We start from the raw sequence: 21175 nt of genomic DNA, 5'->3' as shown, positions 1-21175 counted from the left end.
TTTTTTCTCGGGATGGTTGTTTTCTTCGAGAATTTGCGTCACTGAGAGCCTGTCAGCGACGCAAATTCTCGGTTGTCGTGATCATACGGGGCGATACGGGCCGTCGGACATCACGGCAGGGTACGCACCGCCCGGATTGCATTGGCGCGGGCAGCCAGTTGCTCATCCGGAGGGTAGGCGATGTGCTCCAGAGTCAGTCCTTGAGGCGCAATGGGCCCGCTCGAGCCCTCCCGCACAGGGTGTGCCATCTTATCGGCGAACCAATCCAATGATTTGCGGCCCGAACCGACCTTCACACAGGATCCGACCAGAGAGCGAACCATATTGCGGGCAAACGCATCGGCGACAATCGTGAACACCAGCAAACCGGATTCCAACGACGGGGTCCGGTATGACTCGCCCATATCCGAACCTGATGGAACCAGCGGAACGGCAGGAATACGCCTCCAATAGGCGTTCTTGACCTCGCGGATTGTGGTTCCGCCCGGATTGGGCGTCGCGAACGAGCCGAAATCATGCAACCCCAATGTCATCGCCGCCGCCCGGTTCATTGCATCCACATCCAAAGCCTCGTCCACGCGCAGCACGAAACCACGTGATCTCGGGTCGACTTCGGACGAGCGGTCAGCGACGCGATACACATAGGTCCGCTCCAGCGCCGAGAAGCGCGCGTCAAAACCGTCAGGCGCAACCGTCACCTGGTGAATCACGATATCCGGGGGCAGTACGGCTTTGAGCCGGCGTGCCAAAGCATCGACGGCTGGCACCTCCATATGCCCGACGCATCGCAGCAATACCGCATCGCTCACATCGAGATGCGCCACCTGATGCGAGGCGTGCACGCCGGTATCCGTGCGTCCGGCGACGGTCAATCGCAACGGATCGTCAGCGTCATCGGCAGGCACGCGAAGCACCTTGTGCAACGCGTCCTCGATGGTACCCTGCACCGTGCGCAGCCGTGGCTGCCTAGCCCATCCGAAGAAACCGCCGCCGTCGTACGCCAGATCAATGCGAAGTCGTGTCATAACCATCCATCCTAACGAGCAGCCGCGGATTCCGGTGGGCCGGTATGTTCCACGTCTACTGCACTGTGGAAGGCATGATGTCCCGGGATTACGATGATGCAGGATTCGCTGGCGACATCATTCCGAAAGGAAGCGCCGAAGCATACGTCGAAGCGGCTGTGAAGTGACCTACCCGTAACATTCGCGCGCATTTGCCGAAACGGGCCTGTCCTAGGTTAATAACCATCACACCGGGTTGCGGTGGCGGCGTCAGCGTGCGCCAAAGCCTCCGCGATACGCAGGTGGCACCGAGCGGCCGTTTACAGCAAGGAGCAGGCACGAGATGATCGAATCAGCCGCGCATAAGTTGGCGCATGAACTAGTCAATCGCCGTGAAGCCATCAACCGGGAGCTCTCCAGAAACGGCGTGCGCTTCGGCATCTACAAGAACAACGAATACCATGACCGTCTGTTCCCCTATGACCCGGTGCCGCGCATCATCGAATCCGATGAGTTCGACGAACTGGAGAAGGGGTTGAAACAGCGTGTCAATGCGCTGAACGCCTACCTCAAGGACATCTATTCGGACAAGTCGATTGTGCATGACGGCGTCATTCCGGAAGAGTATGTATACACGTCCGCCGGGTACTTCCCGCAGGTCAATGGTGTGACGCCTCCGGGCGGCATCTTCGCCCACATCGCCGGCGAGGATCTGGTACAGGGGGAGGACGGCCGCTGGTGGGTGCTCGAAGACAATCTGCGCATCCCCTCCGGCGCCAGCTATCCGTTGTTCGTGCGAGACATCGAACGTCGCATCTCCCCGCGCCTGTTCCGTGATGTGCACATCCGCGACAACCGTGAATATCCGCGTCTGCTGCGCAAGGCCATGGATTTCGTCTCCACCGAGGGCATCGCCGTGGTATTGACGCCGGGCCGTTACAATTCCGCGTTCTTCGAACACGCCTATCTGGCCGAGAAGACCGGCGCAGCGCTCGCCTTCCCGGAGGATCTCGAAGTGGTGGACAACAAGGTGTACTTCCTTGACTACGCGGGCAAACGCCATCGCGTGGGCGTGGTGTACCGCCGTCTGTCCGACGAATACCTCGATCCGTTCGCCTTCAACCCCGATTCGGTGATCGGCGTGCCGGGCATTCTGTCCGCATACCGCGACGGCAACGTGGCCATCGTCAACGCGCCGGGCAATGGCGCGGCCGACGACAAGGCCATCTACTACTTCGTGCCGCAGATGATCAAGTATTACCTCGGCGAGGAACCGATTCTGCACAATGCGCCCACGTATATGCCGATGTTCGAGGCCGATCGCAAGGAAGTCCTGAACCGCATGGGCGAACTGGTCATCAAGGATGTCGCCGAAGCCGGCGGCTATGGCGTGGTGTTCGGCTCATCGCTGGACACCGCCGCTCGCGAGGAGCTTGCCGAACGCATCAAGGAGGATCCGCGCCGGTTCATCGCCCAAGAGGTGATTCAGTTCCGCGACATTGACGTGGTCGATGCCAAGACCGGGGAGATGTCGCCGCGCAAATGCGATCTGCGCGCGTTCGTGGTGACCGGCAAGAGCACGCACGTCTGGTACTCGGGTCTGACCAGATACTCTTCGGTGCCCGGCCAGATGATCGTCAACTCCTCGCAGGGCGGCGGATTCAAGGACACGTGGGTGCTGGCGCCTGAAACCGGTGTGGAACATGAACTGGGGGCCGAGGTGCAGGTCGCCAATCTGCTCAGCCAGTCCCGCCATCACTCGCTGTCGCTGGTCACTGCATCCAAGGCCGATAACCTGTATTGGCTCGGACGCTACACCGAGCGTGCGTTCACCACGCTGAACCAGTTCTTCCCGTTCTACGACCGTGTGATGGACACGGATGTGGACGCTTTCCGTCCGTTCGCGCACGCGCTCGATCTTCCGGAGGACTTCGAGGACTTCGACGAGTTCGTCACGAGCTTCCTCTATGACGGTACGAACCCTGATTCTGTCCGTTCGGCGGTCACCGCCGCATTCAACAACGCGGTGATCCTGCGTCCGGAACTGAGCTCCCGTCTGCTGCAGTATGTGGAACTGGCCATGACCAACATCACCGATGCGGCACGCAAGGCGGCCGATGCCGACGATATCTACAATCAGCGCGATATCGCCGACGACATGCTCGCCTTCTGGGGCGGCATCGAGAACTCGCCTGTCGATCCCACGTTGAAGGCGTTCGTGTTCATCGGCAAATATCTGGAGCGCATCGATCTGTATACGCGTTTCGGGCTGTCGATGGAGCAGATGGATGCGCCGTTGCGCAAGCTTGCGTCATATTCCATGGTGCTTGACGGCATGCCGTTGCCCAGCTGCTTTGCTGATGGGCTGAGCTGGCTGGTGGGTCAGTTGCCGGCCCGCGGGTACGATCAGGTGGCGGCGCTGCTCAAGAAGTATCTGGATGATTATTCCGGCCGCATCAGCGCGTTGGCCATCAAGGACATGGGGTCGTTGAGCTCCATGAACATGGACGCCAAGCGCATCTGACGTGTTGCAATGCTAAGGTGATATCAACATACAGCCGGTAATGCGGTCTTGTTGGCCTGTCATGCGGTAGGGCGATATGACGCCTGTACCTGCGGGCGGGCCTCATGCCGTGGAACACGAAGACAATCGCAGGAGCAGTATTGAAGAAACTCGTATTCGACTATGAGATGAAGCTTTCGTTCAGTGCTCCCGTGACCGACCATCGGTTCCAGCTCCGCTGCATCCCCGCGACGGGTCCGCGTCAGCAGGTCATCGATGTGGAGGTCAAGATCCGACCTGATACCGAGCTGGGTACCACCATCGATTCCTTCGATTCCGTGGTGATGACCGGTTTCATTCCCGAACCGCATGACGTGTTCAGCTATTCGGTGACCGGCATCGCCTTCGTGGACAATGCGCACATCAAGAAGGAGATCTACAAGCCGCTCTACCGCTTCAACTCCGCATTGACCATTCCCGGACCATGCATCGAAGCGATGGTGGACCTATGCCAGAGGCGTCTTGCGAAGCTGCCGGAGCATGCCACGCCGGTCGAGCGTGCCACCGAAGTGATGGATGAGGTATACCACGCCTTCGTGTATACCCCGGGGTCCACCACGATTCGCACCACCGCCGAACAGGCGCTCGCCCAGCGCAAGGGCGTATGCCAGGATTATGCGCATGTGATGCTCTCGGTATGCCGCCACGTCGGATTGACCGCGCGATACATCGCCGGACTGCTCGGTGGGGAAGGTGCCACGCATGCCTGGGTGGAGGTGTATCAGGACGGTCGCTGGGTTGGCCTTGACCCCACGCATAACCGTCTGGTCGATGACAATTACATCACCATCGCGCACGGTCGCGATTATCGCGACTGCATGCTCGACATCGGCATCTTCTCCGGCTACAACGTCGAGCAGACCCAATGGGTCAACGCCTCCGTGCACGAGCAGCAGTCCTGATTGGCCCATCGTCTGCTGATACGGCTGTGATGCTGCACTAGCTAATGAGGCAGTGCACTGGCCTATGCGAAGGTGCGTAGGTATCGCAGCCGGTTCACTTATTCGGATTTTCGCGGTTGAGAAATTCGGATTTTGGTAGTTGTGATATTCGGATTATTGTAGTTGTATAGTTCGGATTTTCGCGGTTGAGAAATTCGGATTATTGCAGGCGAGATGGCGATGATGATGGGAGATGGATTCGATGAGTGAAGCAACGACGCATGGCATAAAGCCTGAGACCTACCGTCCTCGTATCGTGGACTCGCAGATCGCTCGGTATCTGCGCATCTTTGGTGCAGTTGAAATCGCCGGTACCAAATGGTGCGGTAAGACTTGGTCCGCCCGTGCACATGCGAGCAGCATCACGTATGTGGATCGCAATAACAATCTGACCGTTGCCAAAGCAGACCCATCGTTGATGCTGCTGGGGGACAGGCCGCATGTGATTGACGAATGGCAGTTGGCGCCCGCTATCTGGGATGAGGTGCGCCATCATGTCGATGATGAGCCAGCGAACAAAGGTCAGTGGTTGTTGACCGGGTCATCCACGCCGCTTCGCAGCGAGCTTCCGAATCACAGTGGCGCCGGAAGAATCGGACGGATTCGCATGAATCCCATGACATTGTATGAATCAGGGCTTTCCAGCGGCGAAGTCAGCCTGTCGGGGCTGTTCGGGCATAGGTTTTCTGCGGCGAGGTCCGGGTTGGATACCAAGGGGCTGATGGACGCAGTGTGCCGTGGAGGGTGGCCGGAGGCCGTGGATATGACCGTGTCTGATGCCCAAATTCTGATTAGGGAATACGTGAGACTTACCTTGGCTGAAAGTGTCCCTCGTCAAGGCAAGGACTCGGACGTGGCAAGGCGCTTGCTGGATTCGTTGGCACGTAACATCAGTCAGGCTGTCACATTCAAAACGCTTCGCAAAGATATGTACGGTGCGGAAGAGAATCTGGATGATTTCATTTCAGAACGCACAGTAGCGGAGTATGTCTCCATGTTCGAAGGCATGTTCGTCATCGATCCTGTGAAGGGTTGGGTGCCGCCCGCCCGTGATCCGAAGCGATTGCAGACCAAGGCGCGTCGATATTTCGCAGACCCTTCAATCGCTGCCGCGGCGCTGGGCATGAATCCTGATGCGCTGATTCGTGATTGGCAGACCTTCGGTTTCCTGTTCGAAAACCTCTGCATTCGCGACTTGCTCGTATATGCGCGGGCGTTGCCGGACGTCGGCATGGAGCCGGTCCGCTATTATCACGATGATTCCGGGCTTGAATGCGATGCGATCATCGAATTGGCTGATGGGCGTTGGGCGGGTATAGAGATCAAGACCAGCGAAGACAAGGTCCCCGAGGCGGCGGCGAACCTGCGCCGACTGAAGAATAAATTGCTGAGGAATCCGAGCGCCCGCACTCGTGAACCGGAATTCCTGGCAGTGCTGGTAGGCATTGGGGAGTTCGCATATCGTCGAGATGACGGCATATATGTCATTCCGGTGGGAACGTTGGGGGTGTGACGTGGGATTGGGGGAGCTGAGGAAGGTGCATAGCAGCGTGATGCGCATTGTGCTTCTCCGCAGCGCGTCCTTGACGCCTGAGTTGTCGCGAAACTCCGATTTGCCAGGTCGGCGGGATGTGGCATAATGAACAAGTTGCCTTTTGGCGACATGGATGAATGTCCGAGCGGTCTAAGGAGCACGCCTCGAAAGCGTGTGAGGTGGAAGCCTCCGCGAGTTCGAATCTCGCTTCATCCGCCCATAGGGTTCCGGGTTGTTCCGGGACCCTTTTTCTATTTCGTGGTCACGTTGGCGTTCCGTACCCTTTCTACGGCGTGTTGGTCGGAAGGACGCCAAAAGAACATCGTTGTACTCGCCGTTTTTGCGATCGGAGAGTAATCGTTGTATTATGTAAAACATCAAAGGTACAAGGTTGTATTAAATATCTGAAGTAATCAGTGATTGAAGTTGATTGGATGTGAGTTCTCCGATTTTCAAATTCGAGGTTCTGGCCGACGATATTAAGTACAACGTTGCTCTACCGAAAAGGCGGCATCGAAAAAGGAGCGATTATGCCTGAACAGTCCCCAAATGCAGCGCCTGATACGTCAAGGCTCGTTGTTGATAATGATTTCGAAGTCGCCCCGGTGAACGATCGGCTGTTCGGCTCGTTCGTTGAGCATCTGGGCCGTTGCGTGTATGACGGCATCTATGAGCCGGGGCATCCGCAGGCCGACGAAGATGGCTTCCGCAAAGATGTCATCGAGCTGGTCAGGGAGCTTGGAGCCACCACCATTCGTTACCCGGGCGGCAATTTCGTATCGGGCTATCGCTGGGAGGATGGTGTCGGTCCGAAGGAGGAACGCCCCCGTCGCCTTGATCTGGCCTGGCATTCCACCGAAACCAATCAGTTCGGCCTGCATGAAATAGCCAGGTGGTTGGACAAGGTCGGCGGCAATGAGTTGATGGAGGCCGTGAACTTGGGCACCCGAGGCCTGGAAGAGGCGCTTGACCTGTTGGAATATGCGAATATCCCGGGTGGTACCAAGCTGTCCGAAGAGCGTAGGGCCAATGGGGCCGATCAGCCGTTCGGCATCAGGATGTGGTGCCTGGGCAATGAGATGGATGGTCCATGGCAGACCGGTCACAAGTCCGCGGAGGATTATGGCACACTGGCGGCTTCGGTCGCGGCGGGCATGCGCATGATCGATCCGGATGTCGAACTGGTGGTATGCGGCTCATCCAGCCATGGAATGGACACGTTCGGGGCGTGGGAAGAGCAGGTGCTCGAAAAGACATACGAAAGCGTCGATTTTATCTCCTGCCATGCGTATTACCACCCTGAGCTGCAGCCGGATGGCACTCGTGACATGAAGAGCTTCCTCGCTTCCGGCGTGGATATGGAAGGCTTCATCAAGGATGTGGCCGCCGCCGTCGATGCCACCAAAGCAAGGCTGAAGAGCAAGCATGACGTGTTCATATCATTCGATGAATGGAACGTGTGGTACATCAACGATGAGCCGAGCAAAAATCCTGAGGGCATCGATAACTGGCCTGTCGCGCCGCGTCTGCTGGAGGATGTGTACAGTGCGGCGGACGCCGTCGTTTTCGGCGATCTGCTGATCACCCTGTTGAAGAACGCCGACCGTGTGCATGCCGCGAGCCTCGCCCAGCTGGTCAATGTGATTGCGCCCATCATGACCGAGCCTGGTGGCCCGGCTTGGCGGCAGTCCACGTTCTATCCGTTCTCGCTGACCGCGAAACTGGCCAAGAGCGGCACGGTGCTTGAGCCGAAGCTCACATCCGGGACCTATGAGACCCAGAAGTACGGTGAAGTGCCCACCGTCGATTCGGTGGCGGTACGAGGCAAGGACGGGTCGGTGAGCGTGTTCGTGGTCAATCGTTCCATGGACACGGCCAACGATTTCGAAATCAAGCTGCCGGAAGGTTTCATGTTCTCCTCTGCCAAGGCCGATACCCTGCACGAGGACGACCTTTTGGCGAAAAACACATTGGAGGACCAGAACCGTGTCGTTCTGCATTCCAATGACACCATCACCTCCGACGCCGAATCAGGCATGGTGCGTGTGACCCTGCCCCCGGTCTCCTGGACCGCCGTGCATGTGAAGTGAATTTGAAATGAAAGATGACGGGATGAAACGGGTCACAATCACAGATGTCGCCAAAGAGGCGCATGTCTCTATCAAGACGGTATCGAACGTCATCAACGATTCCGGAAGCATGCGCCCCGAAACCCGCCAACGCGTCAAGCAGGTCATTGAGCGTTTGGGGTATACCATCAATTATTCGGCCAGATCGTTGAAAACCGGCACGACGAGGATTATCGGCCTGGCGATTATGGCATTTGACCAGCCTTGGACGGCGATGTACGCAGGCGAGCTGATCAAAGCCGCACGACGGCATGGATACAGTCTCGTCATAGACACCTATGACGACGGTGGCTTATCCAGCATCATCGATGAGACCTACCGTGTCAATGCGGATGGATGGATATTCTATGCCGATCAGCCGTTGGCTGATTGCAAAGACATACTGAAACAGCGGTACCCGGTCGTCTTGACGGGGGATTCGCTGGCATACGGTCTGGTCGACAGTGTCACCATGCCCAATGTCCAACCAATCTACGACATAACGTCTACCTTGATTGCGGAGGGCGTCGGTTGTGTCGGGCTCATAGGGGCACCGGATGATTTGGTGGCAGAGCGGCGTCTCGACGATGTGAATGCTCTGCGGGAAGGAACGCGAGCGCTGCGTACACAGGGGTATTGTCGGGCGTTTACCGATGCCGGCATCGAAGTGAACGAAAACGTGGTTATCGAAGGCGGACGCTGGGACATGAATTGGGGTGCTCGCGGTGCCCGGCACCTGCTGAGTGTCCCGGCATTTCGTGACGCCCGATCTCGTGCCGTAGTGTGTCTGAATGACGCTTTGGCGCTTGGCGCGTTGCATGTGTTCAAGGAGCACGGTTGGAATGTTCCCGAGGATGTGCAGGTCAGCGGATTTGACGATATCGAGGAATCCCGCCATTGCAATCCTGCGCTTACCACGGTGAACTCCCATTTGGATCAATATGCCGATTCCGCAATCAGCATGCTGATTGAGCGCATTGAGGGTGCTGATTCTCCAGTTCGTGCGATATCGACGGATTTTGTGATAGAGCGTCGCGCATCGACGGCATTCTGAGATGTATGCCGGAACCACGTGTGTATTGTTCCGCAGGAAAGGACAGCATAATGGATACTGCGGCATCCGGCGAACATCCAGGTCGTGGCAGGCACGATGAACCCGGAGCGGCTCGAACGGATCTGCGAAGGCGCGGATATCGCGCTCAGCCGGCAGGACTGGTTGGACCTCTACCGTGCGGCGGGCAACCTCATGCCGTGATGCACGATCACAGTGGTGTGTGGCCTCGCAATAACCCGTACAGGGTAAAGGTCGAGGGAGTTGCTCAGTTCTGCCCGATTCATGCACCTTACTCGAACAGCGCGGCGTCGGTGGCGGGGTAGCCGAGCTGCATGGCGGTGTAGGCGTGCTTGGCCGCCAAGGCGGACAGGATCATTAGCGTATCGGCATCCGGCTTCGATTCGGTGTCCGCAACCGCTGCGATTTCGGTGCGGGCGCAATCCATTTCGATGGCCGCTGCAGTGGGGACGGTCAGTCCGCTGGCCTTATCTGGAATGGTCACGGGATTCGCCAGCAACGCATCGACCGCATACACCTTCTGTCTGGGGTCGGCATGCGATTGGCCTGTACTTGACGTCGATGAGGCTGATGAGGTTGATGAAGTCGATGACGCACCCTTCTCGGCCAACGACACCAATTGCTGCGACGCCGTCTTGTGCATGTCGCCGAGCCGCAAAGTCGCCCCTGCGGTTTTGCCTTGCGCTGCCAGTACCTCCATGGCGAATCCCGCACGGTCCTCGGCCACGGCCATAGCGTCCAACGCTGAGGTCTGGATATCCAGGGATGTGACGCCGTCCAATCGGGCGGCGGTTACCTCGGGAGCCGACTGGCCGAATTTCCCGGCTAACGTCGCCAAGGCCTGCTTGGTCTGGGCATTGCGCAATGTTCCTTCGGCGAATCGATCCGAGCACTGGGCCGCCACATCGATCCAGGCCAGCGGTACCGAGCGCAATGTCATGTAATACCGCAATTGCGGTGTGCCGTCAGGAAGCGCGTCGGCGGCCGTCGATGTGACAAGCGCCTGCTCGCACGGGCTCATTGTGCGTTCGGCCTCGGCCCGTCCCTCCAGCCGTGGCATCGAGCAGGCGGTCAGCGAGCACAGCAACGCCGTGGCACAGACGGCGGCGAACAATCGCGAGGCCGGACCATGATTGCCATGAGGATGTCGGCTGATAGGGGAGTGCACGCCATTGCCGGTGCTAGGAGGACGAAACTCAGTCATTGGCGAGCGTGTCTGCATGGAAAACTAGACTAATAGCAAACTGTGACCAATCAAAGGCCATGCGCCACATAACTTCATAGGAGGTACGGATCGATGGAACTGGACCTGACAGGAATGCACAAGCTCGCAGCCGAGCAAGGAATCGAACCGGAGACTCTTGATGAGGCGCTGGCTGAAGCGCTTCGCCTCGCCTACCTCAAGACCCCGCACGCGGCCAAGCATGCGCGCGTCGAATTGGACGAGCGTTCCGGCAGCTTCACGGTATGGGCCGCCGACGAGATCCCGGTGGAGCCCACCGAGGATGATCCGCATCCCGCGCCGAAGCTGGGCGAGGAATATGACGACACCCCGCATGATTTCGGTCGACTCGCTGCCGCCACGGCCCGTCAGGTCATCACGCAGCTGTTCCGCAAGGCCGAGGACGAGAAGATCTTTGGTGCCTTCTCCGGTCAGAAGGGCAAGCTGATTACCGGCATCGTCCAGCAGGATGCCTCCGATTCCTCCAATGTGCATGTGGCCATGGGCGATGTCGAGGCGCTGCTGCCTCGCCGCGAGCAGGTGCCGGGGGAACGTTACCGGCATGGCGAGCGTATCCGCGTGTATGTGGTCAACGTGGCGCGCGGCATCCGCGGCCCGGAGATCGTGGTGTCCCGCTCCCACCCGGAGCTGGTGCGCAAGTTGTTCGAGCGCGAGGTGCCGGAGCTGGTGTCCGGCGCCGTGTCCATTATGGCCATCGCGCGTGAGGCCGGCGCCCGCACGAAGATCGCCGTCAAGGCCAACACCGACGGCGTCAACCCGAAGGGCGCGTTGATCGGACCCGGCGGCTCCCGTGTGCGTGCGGTGATGGAGAACCTCGGCCCGGAGAAGATCGACATCGTGGATTACTCCGACGATCCGGCGAAGTTCGTTGCAGCGGCGCTCTCCCCGGCTGTGGCCACCGGTGTGCAGGTGATCAGCGAGAAGAACAAGACGGCCATCGCCTACATCCACGATGATCAGCTGTCTCTGGCCATCGGCAAGGAAGGCCAGAACGCGCGTCTTGCCGCCAAGCTGACCGGCTGGAAGATCGGCATCGAATCCGCTGAGGCCCATGCCAAGAAGGTGGCGGCGCAGAAGGCGGCTCAGGAGGCCGCTCAGGCTGCCGCGCCGGCTGACGACGCCCGGTGACGCCAGGAATACGCAGTAATCGAGGTAAGCGCGATTTGCGACTGCGTGATTCCCTGTATTGATTCGCGTATCGAGCGTGTCCCGGTTCACCGCATTCCGGACAGTGAAGAAGCCGCGAGCCGTACCGTCAATGGTGCGGCTCGCGGCTTTTCCATACTATCCAGCGCTATGAGTATGCTGGTGTGGCGTATGTGGGTAGTCGCAGTGTGCGTAAAATCGCCCGCACAAAAGCGAGGTAACACGAACATGGTCGAACGATGAGACAGGGTAGGCTTGCCGTCATCACCAACTGACCACGCTCTTGCACGCGTGGTCACAGAATAGGAGTAATTAGTGGGGAAACCACGCGTATATGAATTGGCCAAGGACTTGAACGTCGACAGCAAGACCGTCCTTGAGAAGCTCAAGGATATGGGAGAATTCGTCAAGTCCGCATCTTCCACCATCGAGCCGCCGGTGGCTCGTCGTCTCAAGGCGGCATTCGCCAAGGACTCGGACAAGGGCGGCGACAGGGGCGGAGCCAAGCCGTCGGCCGCAATGCCGCATAAGCCGGTCGCACCGAATATGAACCCGTCAGCTGCCGCACGTGGCGCAAAGAATGCGCAGAACGCACAGAACGCGGGTGCCACGCCGTCGCATCACGCACAGCCTGCTCAGCCTGGCCAGCCGGGTCAACAGGGGCAGTCCTCTTCGCATAACCAGCGTGTGCAGGCCACGCCGGGTGCTCGTCCTGCACGTCTGCAGGGGGGTGCTCGTCCGGCGGCACCGTCTCCGGCACGTCATGGCGGCCAGCATGAGAACCGTGAGGGAGGCCGTCCGGCACGCCCGGGACAGGGGCGTCCGAACGGCGGTCAGCCGGGGCAGCATCAGAACAACGGGCAGCGTCAGAACAATCGCAACGCTTCCGCCCGTCCGGCTCCGCATGGCAGCGCCAATGGCAACAACAATGGCGGGAATGCATCCAACGCCATCCCGCGCCCGCACGCGCAGGGTCCGCGTCCGGGGAACAACCCGTTCTCCCGCAAGCAGGGCATGCATGCGCCGACGCCGAACGATATCCCAAGGCCTCATCCGATGGCCCGTCCGACCGCTGAAGGCGGACGCAACGGTCGTCCCGGCCGTCCAGGTCAGGGACAGGGACAAGGTCGTGGGTTCCGGGGCGGTCGTCCGGGCCAGGGCGGCGCTCGTCCCGGCCAGTGGGGACACAACCGTCCGGGTCAGGGCGGCGGCACCCAGGGCGCTGCACAGTCCGGTGCACGCGGTGGATTCCGCGGTGGTGCCGGTGCCGGCAACAACTTCCAGGGCGGCGGCGCACCGAGTAACGGTCCCGCACGCGGCGGTCGTGGTGGCCGCGGCGGTGCCGCAGGCGCATTCGGACGTCAGGGCGGCAAGTCTTCGAAGGCGCGTAAGAACCGTTTGGCGAAGCGTCACGAATATGAGGAGCTGAAAGCACCGACTATCGGCGGCGTGCGCATTCCGAACGGCAACGGTCAGGTCATCCGCCTGCGTCAGGGCGCATCTTTGGCGGATCTGGCAGAGAAGATCAACGTCAACCAGGCCGCACTGGTCACCGTGCTCTTCCACCTGGGACAGATGGCTACGGCCACGCAGTCCCTGGATGAGGAGACCTTCCAGATCCTGGGTGAGGAGATCGGCTGGAACATCCAGCTCGTCTCCGCCGAAGAGGAAGACAAGGAACTGCTGCAGCAGTTCGACATCAACCTTGATGAGGAAGAGCTGCAGGACGACGAGGATCTGAAGCCCCGTCCTCCGGTCGTCACCGTTATGGGCCATGTCGATCACGGTAAGACCCGACTGCTCGACACCATCCGCAAGACCAACGTCATCGCACGTGAGGCCGGCGGCATCACCCAGCGCATCGGTGCATACCAGGTCACCGTCACGCTGGAAGGTGAGAAGCGCAAGATCACCTTCCTCGATACCCCTGGCCATGAGGCGTTCACCGCCATGCGTGCCCGCGGTGCCGAGCTCACCGACGTCGCCATCCTTGTGGTGGCCGCCGATGATGGTGTCATGCCCCAGACCGTCGAGGCCATCAACCACGCCCAGGCCGCCAAGGTGCCGATCGTCGTGGCCGTCAACAAGATCGATGTCCCCGGTGCCAACCCGGAGAAGGTCCGTGGCCAGCTCACCGAGTACGGTCTGGTCGCTGAGGAATACGGTGGCGACACGATGTTCGTCGACATCTCCGCCAAGCAGAACATCAACGTGGACAAGCTCCTCGAAGCGGTGCTGCTGACCGCGGACGCCGAGCTCGACCTGAGGGCCAATCCGAATATGGATGCCCGTGGCGCCACCATCGAAGCCCGACTCGACAAGGGTCGTGGTGCCGTGGCCACCGTGCTGGTGCAGCAGGGCACCCTGCATGTCGGCGACGCCATTGTCGCCGGAACATCATACGGCCGCGTCCGCGCCATGCTTGACGAGAACGGCCAGGCGATGAAGGAAGCCGGTCCGTCCACTCCTGTCCAGGTGCTGGGTCTGACCTCCGTGCCTACCGCAGGCGACCTGTTCCTCGTGGCCGCCGACGATCGCGCGGCCCGCCAGATTGCCGAGAAGCGTCAGGCCACCGAGCGTGCCGCCCAGCTGGCCAAGCGCCGCAAGGTCGTCTCCCTCGAGGACTTCAAGAAGAAGTTCGCCGAGTCCGAGATCGATATGCTCAACATCGTCATCAAGGGCGATTCCTCCGGCTCCGTCGAGGCGCTCGAGGACTCCCTGATGAAGATCGAGGTCTCCGACGAGGTCGGCATCCAGGTCATCCACCGCGGTGTCGGTGCCATCACGCAGAACGATGTCAATCTGGCCACGGTCGACAAGGCCGTCATCATCGGCTTCAACGTGCGTCCGAACCGTCAGGTCGCTGACCTCGCCGAACGCGAGGGCGTGGAGATCAAGTACTACTCGGTCATCTACAAGGCCATCGAGGATATCGAGGCCGCGTTGAAGGGCATGCTCAAGCCGGAATACGAAGAGGTCGTCACCTCCCACTCCGAAATCCGCGAGATCTTCCGCTCCTCCAAGTTCGGCAACATCGCCGGCGTCATGGTGCAGGACGGCGAAGTCAAGCGCGGTACGAAGTGCCGTATTCTGCGCAACGGCGTCGCCACGGTCAACGATCTCGAGATCTCCTCGCTGCGTCGTTTCAAGGACGACGTCCAGTCCGTCAAGGAAGGCTACGAGGCCGGTATCAACCTCGGTTCCTTCAACGACATCGAGATCGGCGACATCATCGAGACCTTCGAAATGCGAGAGGTCGAGCGCAAGTAGTCCACGAAGTCGATGTCCCCGGTTCCCATCGAAATGAATCGGGGCATCGCCCACCGGCCCCACGATGCACTGCGGGGCCGACTGCAGGAAATTACTGAGGGGGTCCACGGCATTCGCCGATGAGCCCCCTCAGTCGTCTACGATGATACTTTTTGGCGAGCAGCCAACAACTACAGAAGGAAATACCAATGGCAGGAACCAATCCCCGTGCTGCACGTATCGCTGCGCTGATCCAGCGCGTCGTCGCCTCCTCCATCGAGCGCGAACTGCACGACAAGCGTCTGTCCAATATCACCATCACCGAAGTCCGTGTCACCAACGATCTGCAGATTGCGAAGATCTACTGGACGCAGCTCGGGCACGAAGGCAAGGAATCCGGTGAGCGCAAGCGCGCCCAGCAGGCCCTTGATCAGGCCAAGGGCCACCTGCGTACGCTGGTGGGGCGCAAGGCCGGACTGCGCTTGACCCCTCAGCTGCAGTTCGTGTTCGACGAGGTGCCCGGTGAGGCCCACGAGATCGAAGACATCCTGATGCTGGCCAGAAAGCGCGATGAAGAACTTGCGAAGGCCCGTGCCAACGCCCAGTACGCCGGCGACGCCGACCCCTACAAGCATGACGACGAGCCGGACGAAGACGAATTCGACGATGACGACGCCGACGATTCCGGCGACGCCGATGCCGTCGATGACGAGAACCGCGACGATGTCGATAACGAGAATCACAAAGCCTGAATCCCATATGGCACAGGCTCAACCAAGCGGACTGCTCATCGTCGACAAACCTCAAGGAGTCACCAGTTTCGACGCGGTCGCTGCAGTGCGCGGCGCGCTGCATATCAAAAAGGTCGGGCACGCCGGCACGCTCGATCCGATGGCCACCGGCGCATTGGTCATCGCGTTCGGCCACGCCACACGATTGCTCAATGCCATCGTGGCGCATGACAAGACCTATGAGGCCACGATTCGGCTAGGCCTCACCACCGACACCGATGACGCCGAAGGCGCGGTGCATGTGGACGAGTCGATACACTCCCGGTGGAAGGAGCTCACCAAGCGTCATGGGGAACAGGGGTCCTGGCAGACGGGAACATTCTGGCATGACCTGCTTGCCGACACCATCGCCTCGCACTTCACCGGGAACATCGAACAGGTTCCCAACACTTTCTCCGCCATCAAGATCAACGGCCAACGCGCCTACGATCTGGCCAGGGAAGGCAAGGACGTGGAACTCAAAGCCCGTCCGGTCACCGTCAGCGAGTTCTCCGTGCTGGATGTACGCGCGGGCGTCGTGACGGGGAAGAACGCCGGCGAGCCGTTGCTGGAGAAGGATATCGCATCGTTCCCGTTCGATTCGGCTGCGGGTCCGGACCAATCCTTTTGTTCCTCTCTGAATGACCATTCCGTCACCTCTGGCGATGGCGAGTCGGATCCGCGAGGCGTTGATACTGTTATTTCAGTTGCGAGCACCGGTCTGATACCGGTTCTCGACGTGAATGTCCGCATCAGTTGCTCGTCCGGAACCTACATACGCGCCTTGGCTCGTGATCTGGGCATGACGCTGGGCGTCGGTGGTTATCTGACCCGCTTGCGGCGCACTCGCGTCGGGCGGTTCGCGCTGCCGGATGATGCCAGCGGGCTCATTGCCGCCGACGCCATGCAGCAGACATCCGCGCATACCATCACCGCCCATACGGAAGCCAAGACATTCGTCAACCGCGAAGGGGAGCGCGTCACCCGCAACACATGTGTGTTGGACACTCCGGCAGGGCTTGCCGGCGAGGAGCGTCGCGCATGGGTGCTGGGTCGCGCACTGACCATGAAACAGGCGACTCGCGGCGCCATGCCCGCTGTGGATATCACAGCCGAAGAGGCTGCGGAGCTGCGATTCGGCAGGCGTATCGAACGGGTGGTTCCCCGGGATACGCAGGTCGCTGCCATCGCTCCCGCGCCGGATGACGTATCGGATGATGCGCCAGCCGATGTGGTGGCCATTCTCGAACGTGCGAACGCGCATCAGGCCAAACCGGTCACGGTATTCCCCCTCGCGTAAAGTGGTCACGGCTGGTGTGATTCCTCTGGACACCTCTCATACAGAGTCGCCAGGCATTATGTGACCGAAAGGAATCTCCGGGTTGCGCATTGATGCAACCCAATGTGGATAAAGGAAATCCTAGGATATGGAAATCACCTACTTGACTCCCGATGAACACGGCGAAGTCGAATGGCCCTCGTTCGACAACGACAGAAAAGCCGTGGTGACGTTAGGCGCTTTCGATGGCATGCATCGTGGCCATCAGGCCGTCATCCGCCGTACGGTGGAGCTCGCGCGCCAACATGGGGCGTTCTCGGTGGTGATCCTCTTCAATCCACGTCCGGCGTTTGTGCATGGTTGGGCCGCCAAGCATGACGGCACAGAGCCTACGGCGGCGAATGTCGATGCCGAGGCGTTGACCAGCGCGCACGAACGTCTCCGCCGCATGGAGCAGCTTGGTGTCGATCACGTGCTGGTGGTGCGGTATACGTTGGCGTTCGCATCCAAGTCCTACATCTTCTTCCTCGGTCGGCTGACCGGCAAATTGGGCATGCGCACGCTGGTGCTCGGCCAGGATGCCGCCATGGGCAAAGGAAGGGAGGGCGATGTCGCGCATATCGCGAACCTCGCCGCAGCCACCGGCGTCTTCGAGCTTGATGTAGTGGATGATCGGGGTCCCGGGGAGGTGCGTATTCCGCGCGATTTCAAGCCCGAAATGCCCGAACAGTGGGGTGAGCCGCACGATCCCTTGGCCGGTGCCACCAAAGCCGAGAGGCGCGCCTGGAGCAAGAAGCATCAGGCTAGGGCGATGCGCGCATGGAGCTCCACGAATGTGCGCTATTTGCTGGCTCATGGACGCATCCAGGATGCCAACGCCATTCTGGGGGAGCCTCATGGCATCGAAGGTGTGGTGGTGCATGGCGAAGAACGCGGCCGCACCATCGGATTCCCGACCGCCAATCTCGGCACGGATGTCGAAGGCTACATTCCTGTGGACGGCGTATATGCCGGCTGGCTGGTTGATCTAGGGCCCGCATCGGCACAGGACGGGCAGGGGAGCATGTCCAGCGAGGTGCAATCTGAGTCGCAGTCCAACATGCCGGCCGGGCGGGAGGAGTCGGCTGATTGCGATGCCGCATTGCGTAAGCCGCTCCGTTGGCCGGCCGCCATCTCCATCGGCACCAAGCCCACGTTCAGCGAGAAGACCGGACTCCATGAACGTGTGGTGGAATCCTATTGCATCACCGATGATTGGCTGGAACTATACGGGCACAAGGTACGTGTGGAATTCACCGGTTTCCTGCGTCCGCAGGTCAAGTTCGACGGTCCTGACGCGCTGGTCGACGAGCTCAAGCGCAATGTCGAGGAGACCAAGCGTCTGACGGCGTGACGACAGACGCTTGGTGAGCGTCTAGTGGCGGAAGTGGGCGAAGAATTCGCGGGTTTCCGGATTGGTGGATTCGTCCATGACTTCGCGTGGCGTGCCGTTTTCCGCGATGACGCCATTGCGCAGCAGCACGATGCGATCGGCCGCCTCATGCGCGAAACTCATCTCGTGGGTCGCCATCAGAATCGTGGTCCCCTGCGACTTCAGCTCTGCGACCATGTGAAGCACTTCGCCGACCAGCATCGGATCCAATGCCGAGGTGATCTCGTCCAGCAACAGCAGTTCGGGATCGGTCATCAGCGCTCGAGCGATCGCTACGCGCTGCTGCTGGCCACCGGAAAGCTGATCGGGGTAGGCGTCCGCCTTGTTGCGCATGCCGATGCGGTCGAGCAGCTCAAGCGCCCGCGTCCGCGCGCGGTCCTTATCCCAGTGGTGTACTTTGATGGCAGCCAGCGTCACGTTCTTCAACACCGACATGTGCGGGAACAGGTTGAATTGCTGGAAGACCACGCCGATACGGGAGCGGATCTGGTCCTGATTCGCGCGCGGGTCGGTGATGTCGGTGTCACCGAGCCAGATCTGCCCGTCATCTACTTGTTCGAGCAGGTTGACGCATTTCATCAGTGTCGACTTGCCTGAGCCGGAGGGGCCGAGGAGCGCGACCACCTCATGGGGGTTGATATCGAACGAGATGCCCTTCAGCACTTGGGTGGAACCGAAGGATTTGCGTACATCGTCCAAGCGCAGCACCGGTTTGGAGGTGGTGGTGTTGGAAGTCTGCTGTGCATGGGAGTCGTTCACTGTGGTCTCCTTCTTCGTCAGTGCCTCACTCATGGTCATATTCATGTTCGTGTCGGGTTCATGCTCACGGTCGGCGGCTCATGCTCATACTGTGCCCGCGCTCAGCTCGCGCTTGCGCAGGCGTGCCGTGTACCAGTCGTTGAGCAGGATGAACGGTACGCTCAGGAGGATGAAGAGCAGGCTGGCCACTACATATGGGGTGAAATTGTATGTGCTGGCCACATCGATCTGCGCGGCGCGCACGGCATCCACGGCACCCAGCACGGAAATCAGGCCGACATCCTTCTGCATGGAGATGAAGTCGTTCATGAGCGCCGGCGCGACTTTGCGCAACGCCTGGGGAATGACCACCAATCGGGTGGTCTGCCCGGCAGTCAGACCCAGTGAACGGGCTGATGCGCGCTGTGATGGATGCACGTCGTTGAATCCGGCGCGCAGAACCTCGGAGACATACGCGCTGTAGCCCATGATCACGGCGATGGTGCCGAGAATCGAGGGGTCGATGCGCCCGAACAGACCCAGACCCGGGATGCCGAAGCCGATGAGATACAGCACCACGATGATCGGCACACCACGCATCACGGTCGTATAGATCAGCGCCAGAATCCTGACGGGGAAGAGGATGGGGGATCGACTGGTGCGAACCAGCGCGATCAGGGTGCTGAGTATCGCCACGCCGACGAGCGCGACGAGCAGAACCTTGATATTCAGCCACAGGCCTTTGAGCACGTCAGGAAATGACTGGACGAAATACTCGCCGGAGAAGAATGTCTCCTTGACCCGAGGCCAGCCGGGGGAGAGCTTCAGTCCGACGACGATGATCACCACGAACACCACCGTGCTGATCAGGCTGGTGATCACCGATTTGATCTGCTGCTGGAGCCGGTATTGACGACGGTCCAACTCGACTTGACTGGTGGCATGCGCTGCGGGCTGAGCGCTGCGGTAATCGCCTTCCGGCGCGGTGAATGATCCGGTCATAGCTGAACCTCGTTTGCTTGTCTGAAGAACCATTGTTGCCGTATTCGGGTGATGATGTGCATCATACCCATGGATACGGCTCTGATATCACCGTGTCTTCCACAATGAGGTCTTCCACAATGAGGTCTTCCACAATGAGGTCTTCCACAATGAGGAGGAACGGTGGCATCAGAGCCGTGCAATCATGGCGATAGTCGCCATCAACGATGTGCGACAGGCCGCTGTCACTTCAATTCGGTCAGGTCGGTGGTGTACTCGGCCAGCCACTTGTCCTGCAGCTGCTTCAACGTGCCATCCGAATTCAGCTCGTCCACGGCCTTGGTGGTGGCGGCGGTGAGTTTGGAATCCTTCGGCAGCACAATGCCCATGCCGTTCTTGTCTTCGGAGCCGGCGATACGGCCAAGAACGGTGGCGTCCTTCACCTGTTCGGACTGCACCATGTACACGCACTCCACAGTGCTGGTCACCAGGGCGTCGATCTGACCTGCATCAAGCGCCTGGGCCAGAGCGGCATCATCGTTGAAGGTCTGGATGTCCTCCTTGATGGACTTCTTGACGTAGTCGTAAGCCAGGGTGCCCACCATCACGCCGATGGTCGCGTCCTTGAGGTCGGCCAGCGATTTGGCGTTGGCGAACTTTCCGTCCTTCTTGACGATGACGGCCTGGCTGTCGTTGTAGTAGCTGGAGGAGAAGTCGACTGCCTTCTTGCGGGCGTCCGTGATGCCGAACTGCTGGATGTTCATATCCCAGTCCTTGGCGCCCGGGGCGATGGCGGAGTCGAAGGTGGTGCGGACCCACACCACGTCGCTCTTCTTGAAGCCGAGCTTTTCGGCCACGTCGTAAGCGACGGCGGCCTCATAGCCTTCGCCGGATTCCGGCTTGTCGTTCATGACCCACGGCTCGTACGCGGGCTCGCCGGTGGCGATGGTGAGTTTGCCGGGCGTGACGGTCTGCTGGGTGATATCGCTGGAATCCGCGGTGTCGGAGCCTGTGGATTGGTTGGAGCTGGAGCCGCAGGCGGCGGTGAAGATTAGGGCCATGGCGCTGACGGTCGCAGCTGCGACGCGGATAAGCCCCTTCGTGTTGTTGAACAT

15 protein-coding genes and 1 tRNA gene are annotated in these 21175 nt (G+C 60.0%); 11 read left to right on the top strand and 5 right to left on the bottom strand.

Translation table 11 applies throughout. The features are described 5' to 3' along the window. Positions 1-110: 110 nt before the first annotated feature. Positions 111-1025, bottom strand: a complete 915-nt coding sequence (gene truA / locus BW09_RS01090; RefSeq protein WP_140462792.1) for a tRNA pseudouridine(38-40) synthase TruA — start codon at positions 1023-1025, stop codon at positions 111-113. 322 nt (positions 1026-1347) lie between these two features. Between truA and BW09_RS01085 the strand changes: the two genes are divergently transcribed. From BW09_RS01085 to BW09_RS01060, 6 genes are all read left to right on the top strand, one after another. Further along, positions 1348-3528: a circularly permuted type 2 ATP-grasp protein gene (locus BW09_RS01085; protein ID WP_140462791.1), complete on the top strand. Its 2181-nt coding sequence runs from the start codon at positions 1348-1350 to the stop codon at positions 3526-3528. 140 nt (positions 3529-3668) lie between these two features. Then, the gene (locus BW09_RS01080) at positions 3669-4469 is read left to right on the top strand and encodes a transglutaminase family protein (protein ID WP_140462790.1); all 801 of its coding nucleotides are present in this window, start codon (positions 3669-3671) and stop codon (positions 4467-4469) included. Between the two features lie 241 nt (positions 4470-4710). Continuing rightward, positions 4711-6021, top strand: coding sequence for an ATP-binding protein (locus tag BW09_RS01075; RefSeq protein WP_140463721.1), 1311 nt, complete (start codon positions 4711-4713; stop codon positions 6019-6021). Between the two features lie 152 nt (positions 6022-6173). Then, a tRNA-Ser gene (locus BW09_RS01070) sits at positions 6174-6258 on the top strand. Between the two features lie 314 nt (positions 6259-6572). Further along, positions 6573-8132 carry an alpha-N-arabinofuranosidase gene (locus tag BW09_RS01065; RefSeq protein ID WP_044089083.1) on the top strand — a complete coding sequence of 520 codons (1560 nt, stop codon included), beginning with the start codon at positions 6573-6575 and terminating at the stop codon, positions 8130-8132. 7 nt (positions 8133-8139) lie between these two features. Continuing rightward, positions 8140-9204 carry a LacI family DNA-binding transcriptional regulator gene (locus BW09_RS01060; protein ID WP_140463719.1) on the top strand — a complete coding sequence of 355 codons (1065 nt, stop codon included), beginning with the start codon at positions 8140-8142 and terminating at the stop codon, positions 9202-9204. Positions 9205-9493: 289 nt separating this feature from the next. Here BW09_RS01060 and BW09_RS01055 read toward each other — a convergent pair whose 3' ends face one another. Then, complete coding sequence (locus BW09_RS01055) at positions 9494-10243, bottom strand: hypothetical protein (protein ID WP_044089159.1); 750 nt, start codon at positions 10241-10243, stop codon at positions 9494-9496. A gap of 276 nt (positions 10244-10519) precedes the next feature. Here BW09_RS01055 and nusA point away from each other — a divergent pair, with 276 nt between their 5' ends. From nusA to BW09_RS01030, 5 genes are all read left to right on the top strand, one after another. Then, positions 10520-11593 carry a transcription termination factor NusA gene (nusA, locus tag BW09_RS01050; protein ID WP_044089080.1) on the top strand — a complete coding sequence of 358 codons (1074 nt, stop codon included), beginning with the start codon at positions 10520-10522 and terminating at the stop codon, positions 11591-11593. Positions 11594-11926: 333 nt separating this feature from the next. After that, on the top strand, positions 11927-14881 hold the full coding sequence (gene infB, locus BW09_RS01045; protein ID WP_140464581.1) for a translation initiation factor IF-2: 2955 nt from the start codon (positions 11927-11929) through the stop codon (positions 14879-14881). A 188-nt stretch (positions 14882-15069) separates the two neighbouring features. Beyond that, positions 15070-15612, top strand: a complete 543-nt coding sequence (gene rbfA, locus BW09_RS01040) for a 30S ribosome-binding factor RbfA (RefSeq protein ID WP_044089078.1) — start codon at positions 15070-15072, stop codon at positions 15610-15612. Between the two features lie 7 nt (positions 15613-15619). After that, positions 15620-16930, top strand: a complete 1311-nt coding sequence (locus BW09_RS01035; protein ID WP_140463715.1) for a tRNA pseudouridine(55) synthase TruB — start codon at positions 15620-15622, stop codon at positions 16928-16930. A 127-nt stretch (positions 16931-17057) separates the two neighbouring features. Next, on the top strand, positions 17058-18302 hold the full coding sequence (locus tag BW09_RS01030; protein WP_044089076.1) for a riboflavin kinase: 1245 nt from the start codon (positions 17058-17060) through the stop codon (positions 18300-18302). Between the two features lie 21 nt (positions 18303-18323). On the opposite strand, the gene BW09_RS01025 is transcribed toward BW09_RS01030, so the two are convergent. From BW09_RS01025 to BW09_RS01015, 3 genes are all read right to left on the bottom strand, one after another. Then, the gene (locus tag BW09_RS01025; protein WP_044089158.1) at positions 18324-19133 is read right to left on the bottom strand and encodes an amino acid ABC transporter ATP-binding protein; all 810 of its coding nucleotides are present in this window, start codon (positions 19131-19133) and stop codon (positions 18324-18326) included. Between the two features lie 51 nt (positions 19134-19184). Further along, positions 19185-20081: an amino acid ABC transporter permease gene (locus BW09_RS01020; RefSeq protein ID WP_044089074.1), complete on the bottom strand. Its 897-nt coding sequence runs from the start codon at positions 20079-20081 to the stop codon at positions 19185-19187. Between the two features lie 224 nt (positions 20082-20305). After that, the gene (locus BW09_RS01015; RefSeq protein ID WP_044089073.1) at positions 20306-21175 is read right to left on the bottom strand and encodes an ABC transporter substrate-binding protein; all 870 of its coding nucleotides are present in this window, start codon (positions 21173-21175) and stop codon (positions 20306-20308) included.

Origin of the sequence: Bifidobacterium sp. UTCIF-1 (assembly GCF_006408915.1) — a bacterium.
In the GTDB taxonomy this organism is placed as follows: domain Bacteria; phylum Actinomycetota; class Actinomycetes; order Actinomycetales; family Bifidobacteriaceae; genus Bifidobacterium; species Bifidobacterium reuteri.
Note: the sequence above shows the minus strand (reverse complement) of the source record. Positions and strands in the feature narration are given on the sequence as shown.

Coding starts and splice junctions, on each gene's coding strand:
- rbfA (WP_044089078.1), top strand. CDS start 15,070: ATGGCAGGAACCAATCCCCGTGCTGCACGTATCGCTGCGCTGATCCAG.
- nusA (WP_044089080.1), top strand. CDS start 10,520: ATGGAACTGGACCTGACAGGAATGCACAAGCTCGCAGCCGAGCAAGGA.
- BW09_RS01055 (WP_044089159.1), bottom strand. CDS start 10,243: ATGAGCCCGTGCGAGCAGGCGCTTGTCACATCGACGGCCGCCGACGCG.
- BW09_RS01015 (WP_044089073.1), bottom strand. CDS start 21,175: ATGTTCAACAACACGAAGGGGCTTATCCGCGTCGCAGCTGCGACCGTC.
- BW09_RS01020 (WP_044089074.1), bottom strand. CDS start 20,081: ATGACCGGATCATTCACCGCGCCGGAAGGCGATTACCGCAGCGCTCAG.
- BW09_RS01085 (WP_140462791.1), top strand. CDS start 1,348: ATGATCGAATCAGCCGCGCATAAGTTGGCGCATGAACTAGTCAATCGC.
- BW09_RS01035 (WP_140463715.1), top strand. CDS start 15,620: ATGGCACAGGCTCAACCAAGCGGACTGCTCATCGTCGACAAACCTCAA.
- BW09_RS01075 (WP_140463721.1), top strand. CDS start 4,711: ATGAGTGAAGCAACGACGCATGGCATAAAGCCTGAGACCTACCGTCCT.
- truA (WP_140462792.1), bottom strand. CDS start 1,025: ATGACACGACTTCGCATTGATCTGGCGTACGACGGCGGCGGTTTCTTC.
- BW09_RS01030 (WP_044089076.1), top strand. CDS start 17,058: ATGGAAATCACCTACTTGACTCCCGATGAACACGGCGAAGTCGAATGG.
- BW09_RS01065 (WP_044089083.1), top strand. CDS start 6,573: ATGCCTGAACAGTCCCCAAATGCAGCGCCTGATACGTCAAGGCTCGTT.
- BW09_RS01025 (WP_044089158.1), bottom strand. CDS start 19,133: ATGAGTGAGGCACTGACGAAGAAGGAGACCACAGTGAACGACTCCCAT.
- BW09_RS01060 (WP_140463719.1), top strand. CDS start 8,140: ATGAAAGATGACGGGATGAAACGGGTCACAATCACAGATGTCGCCAAA.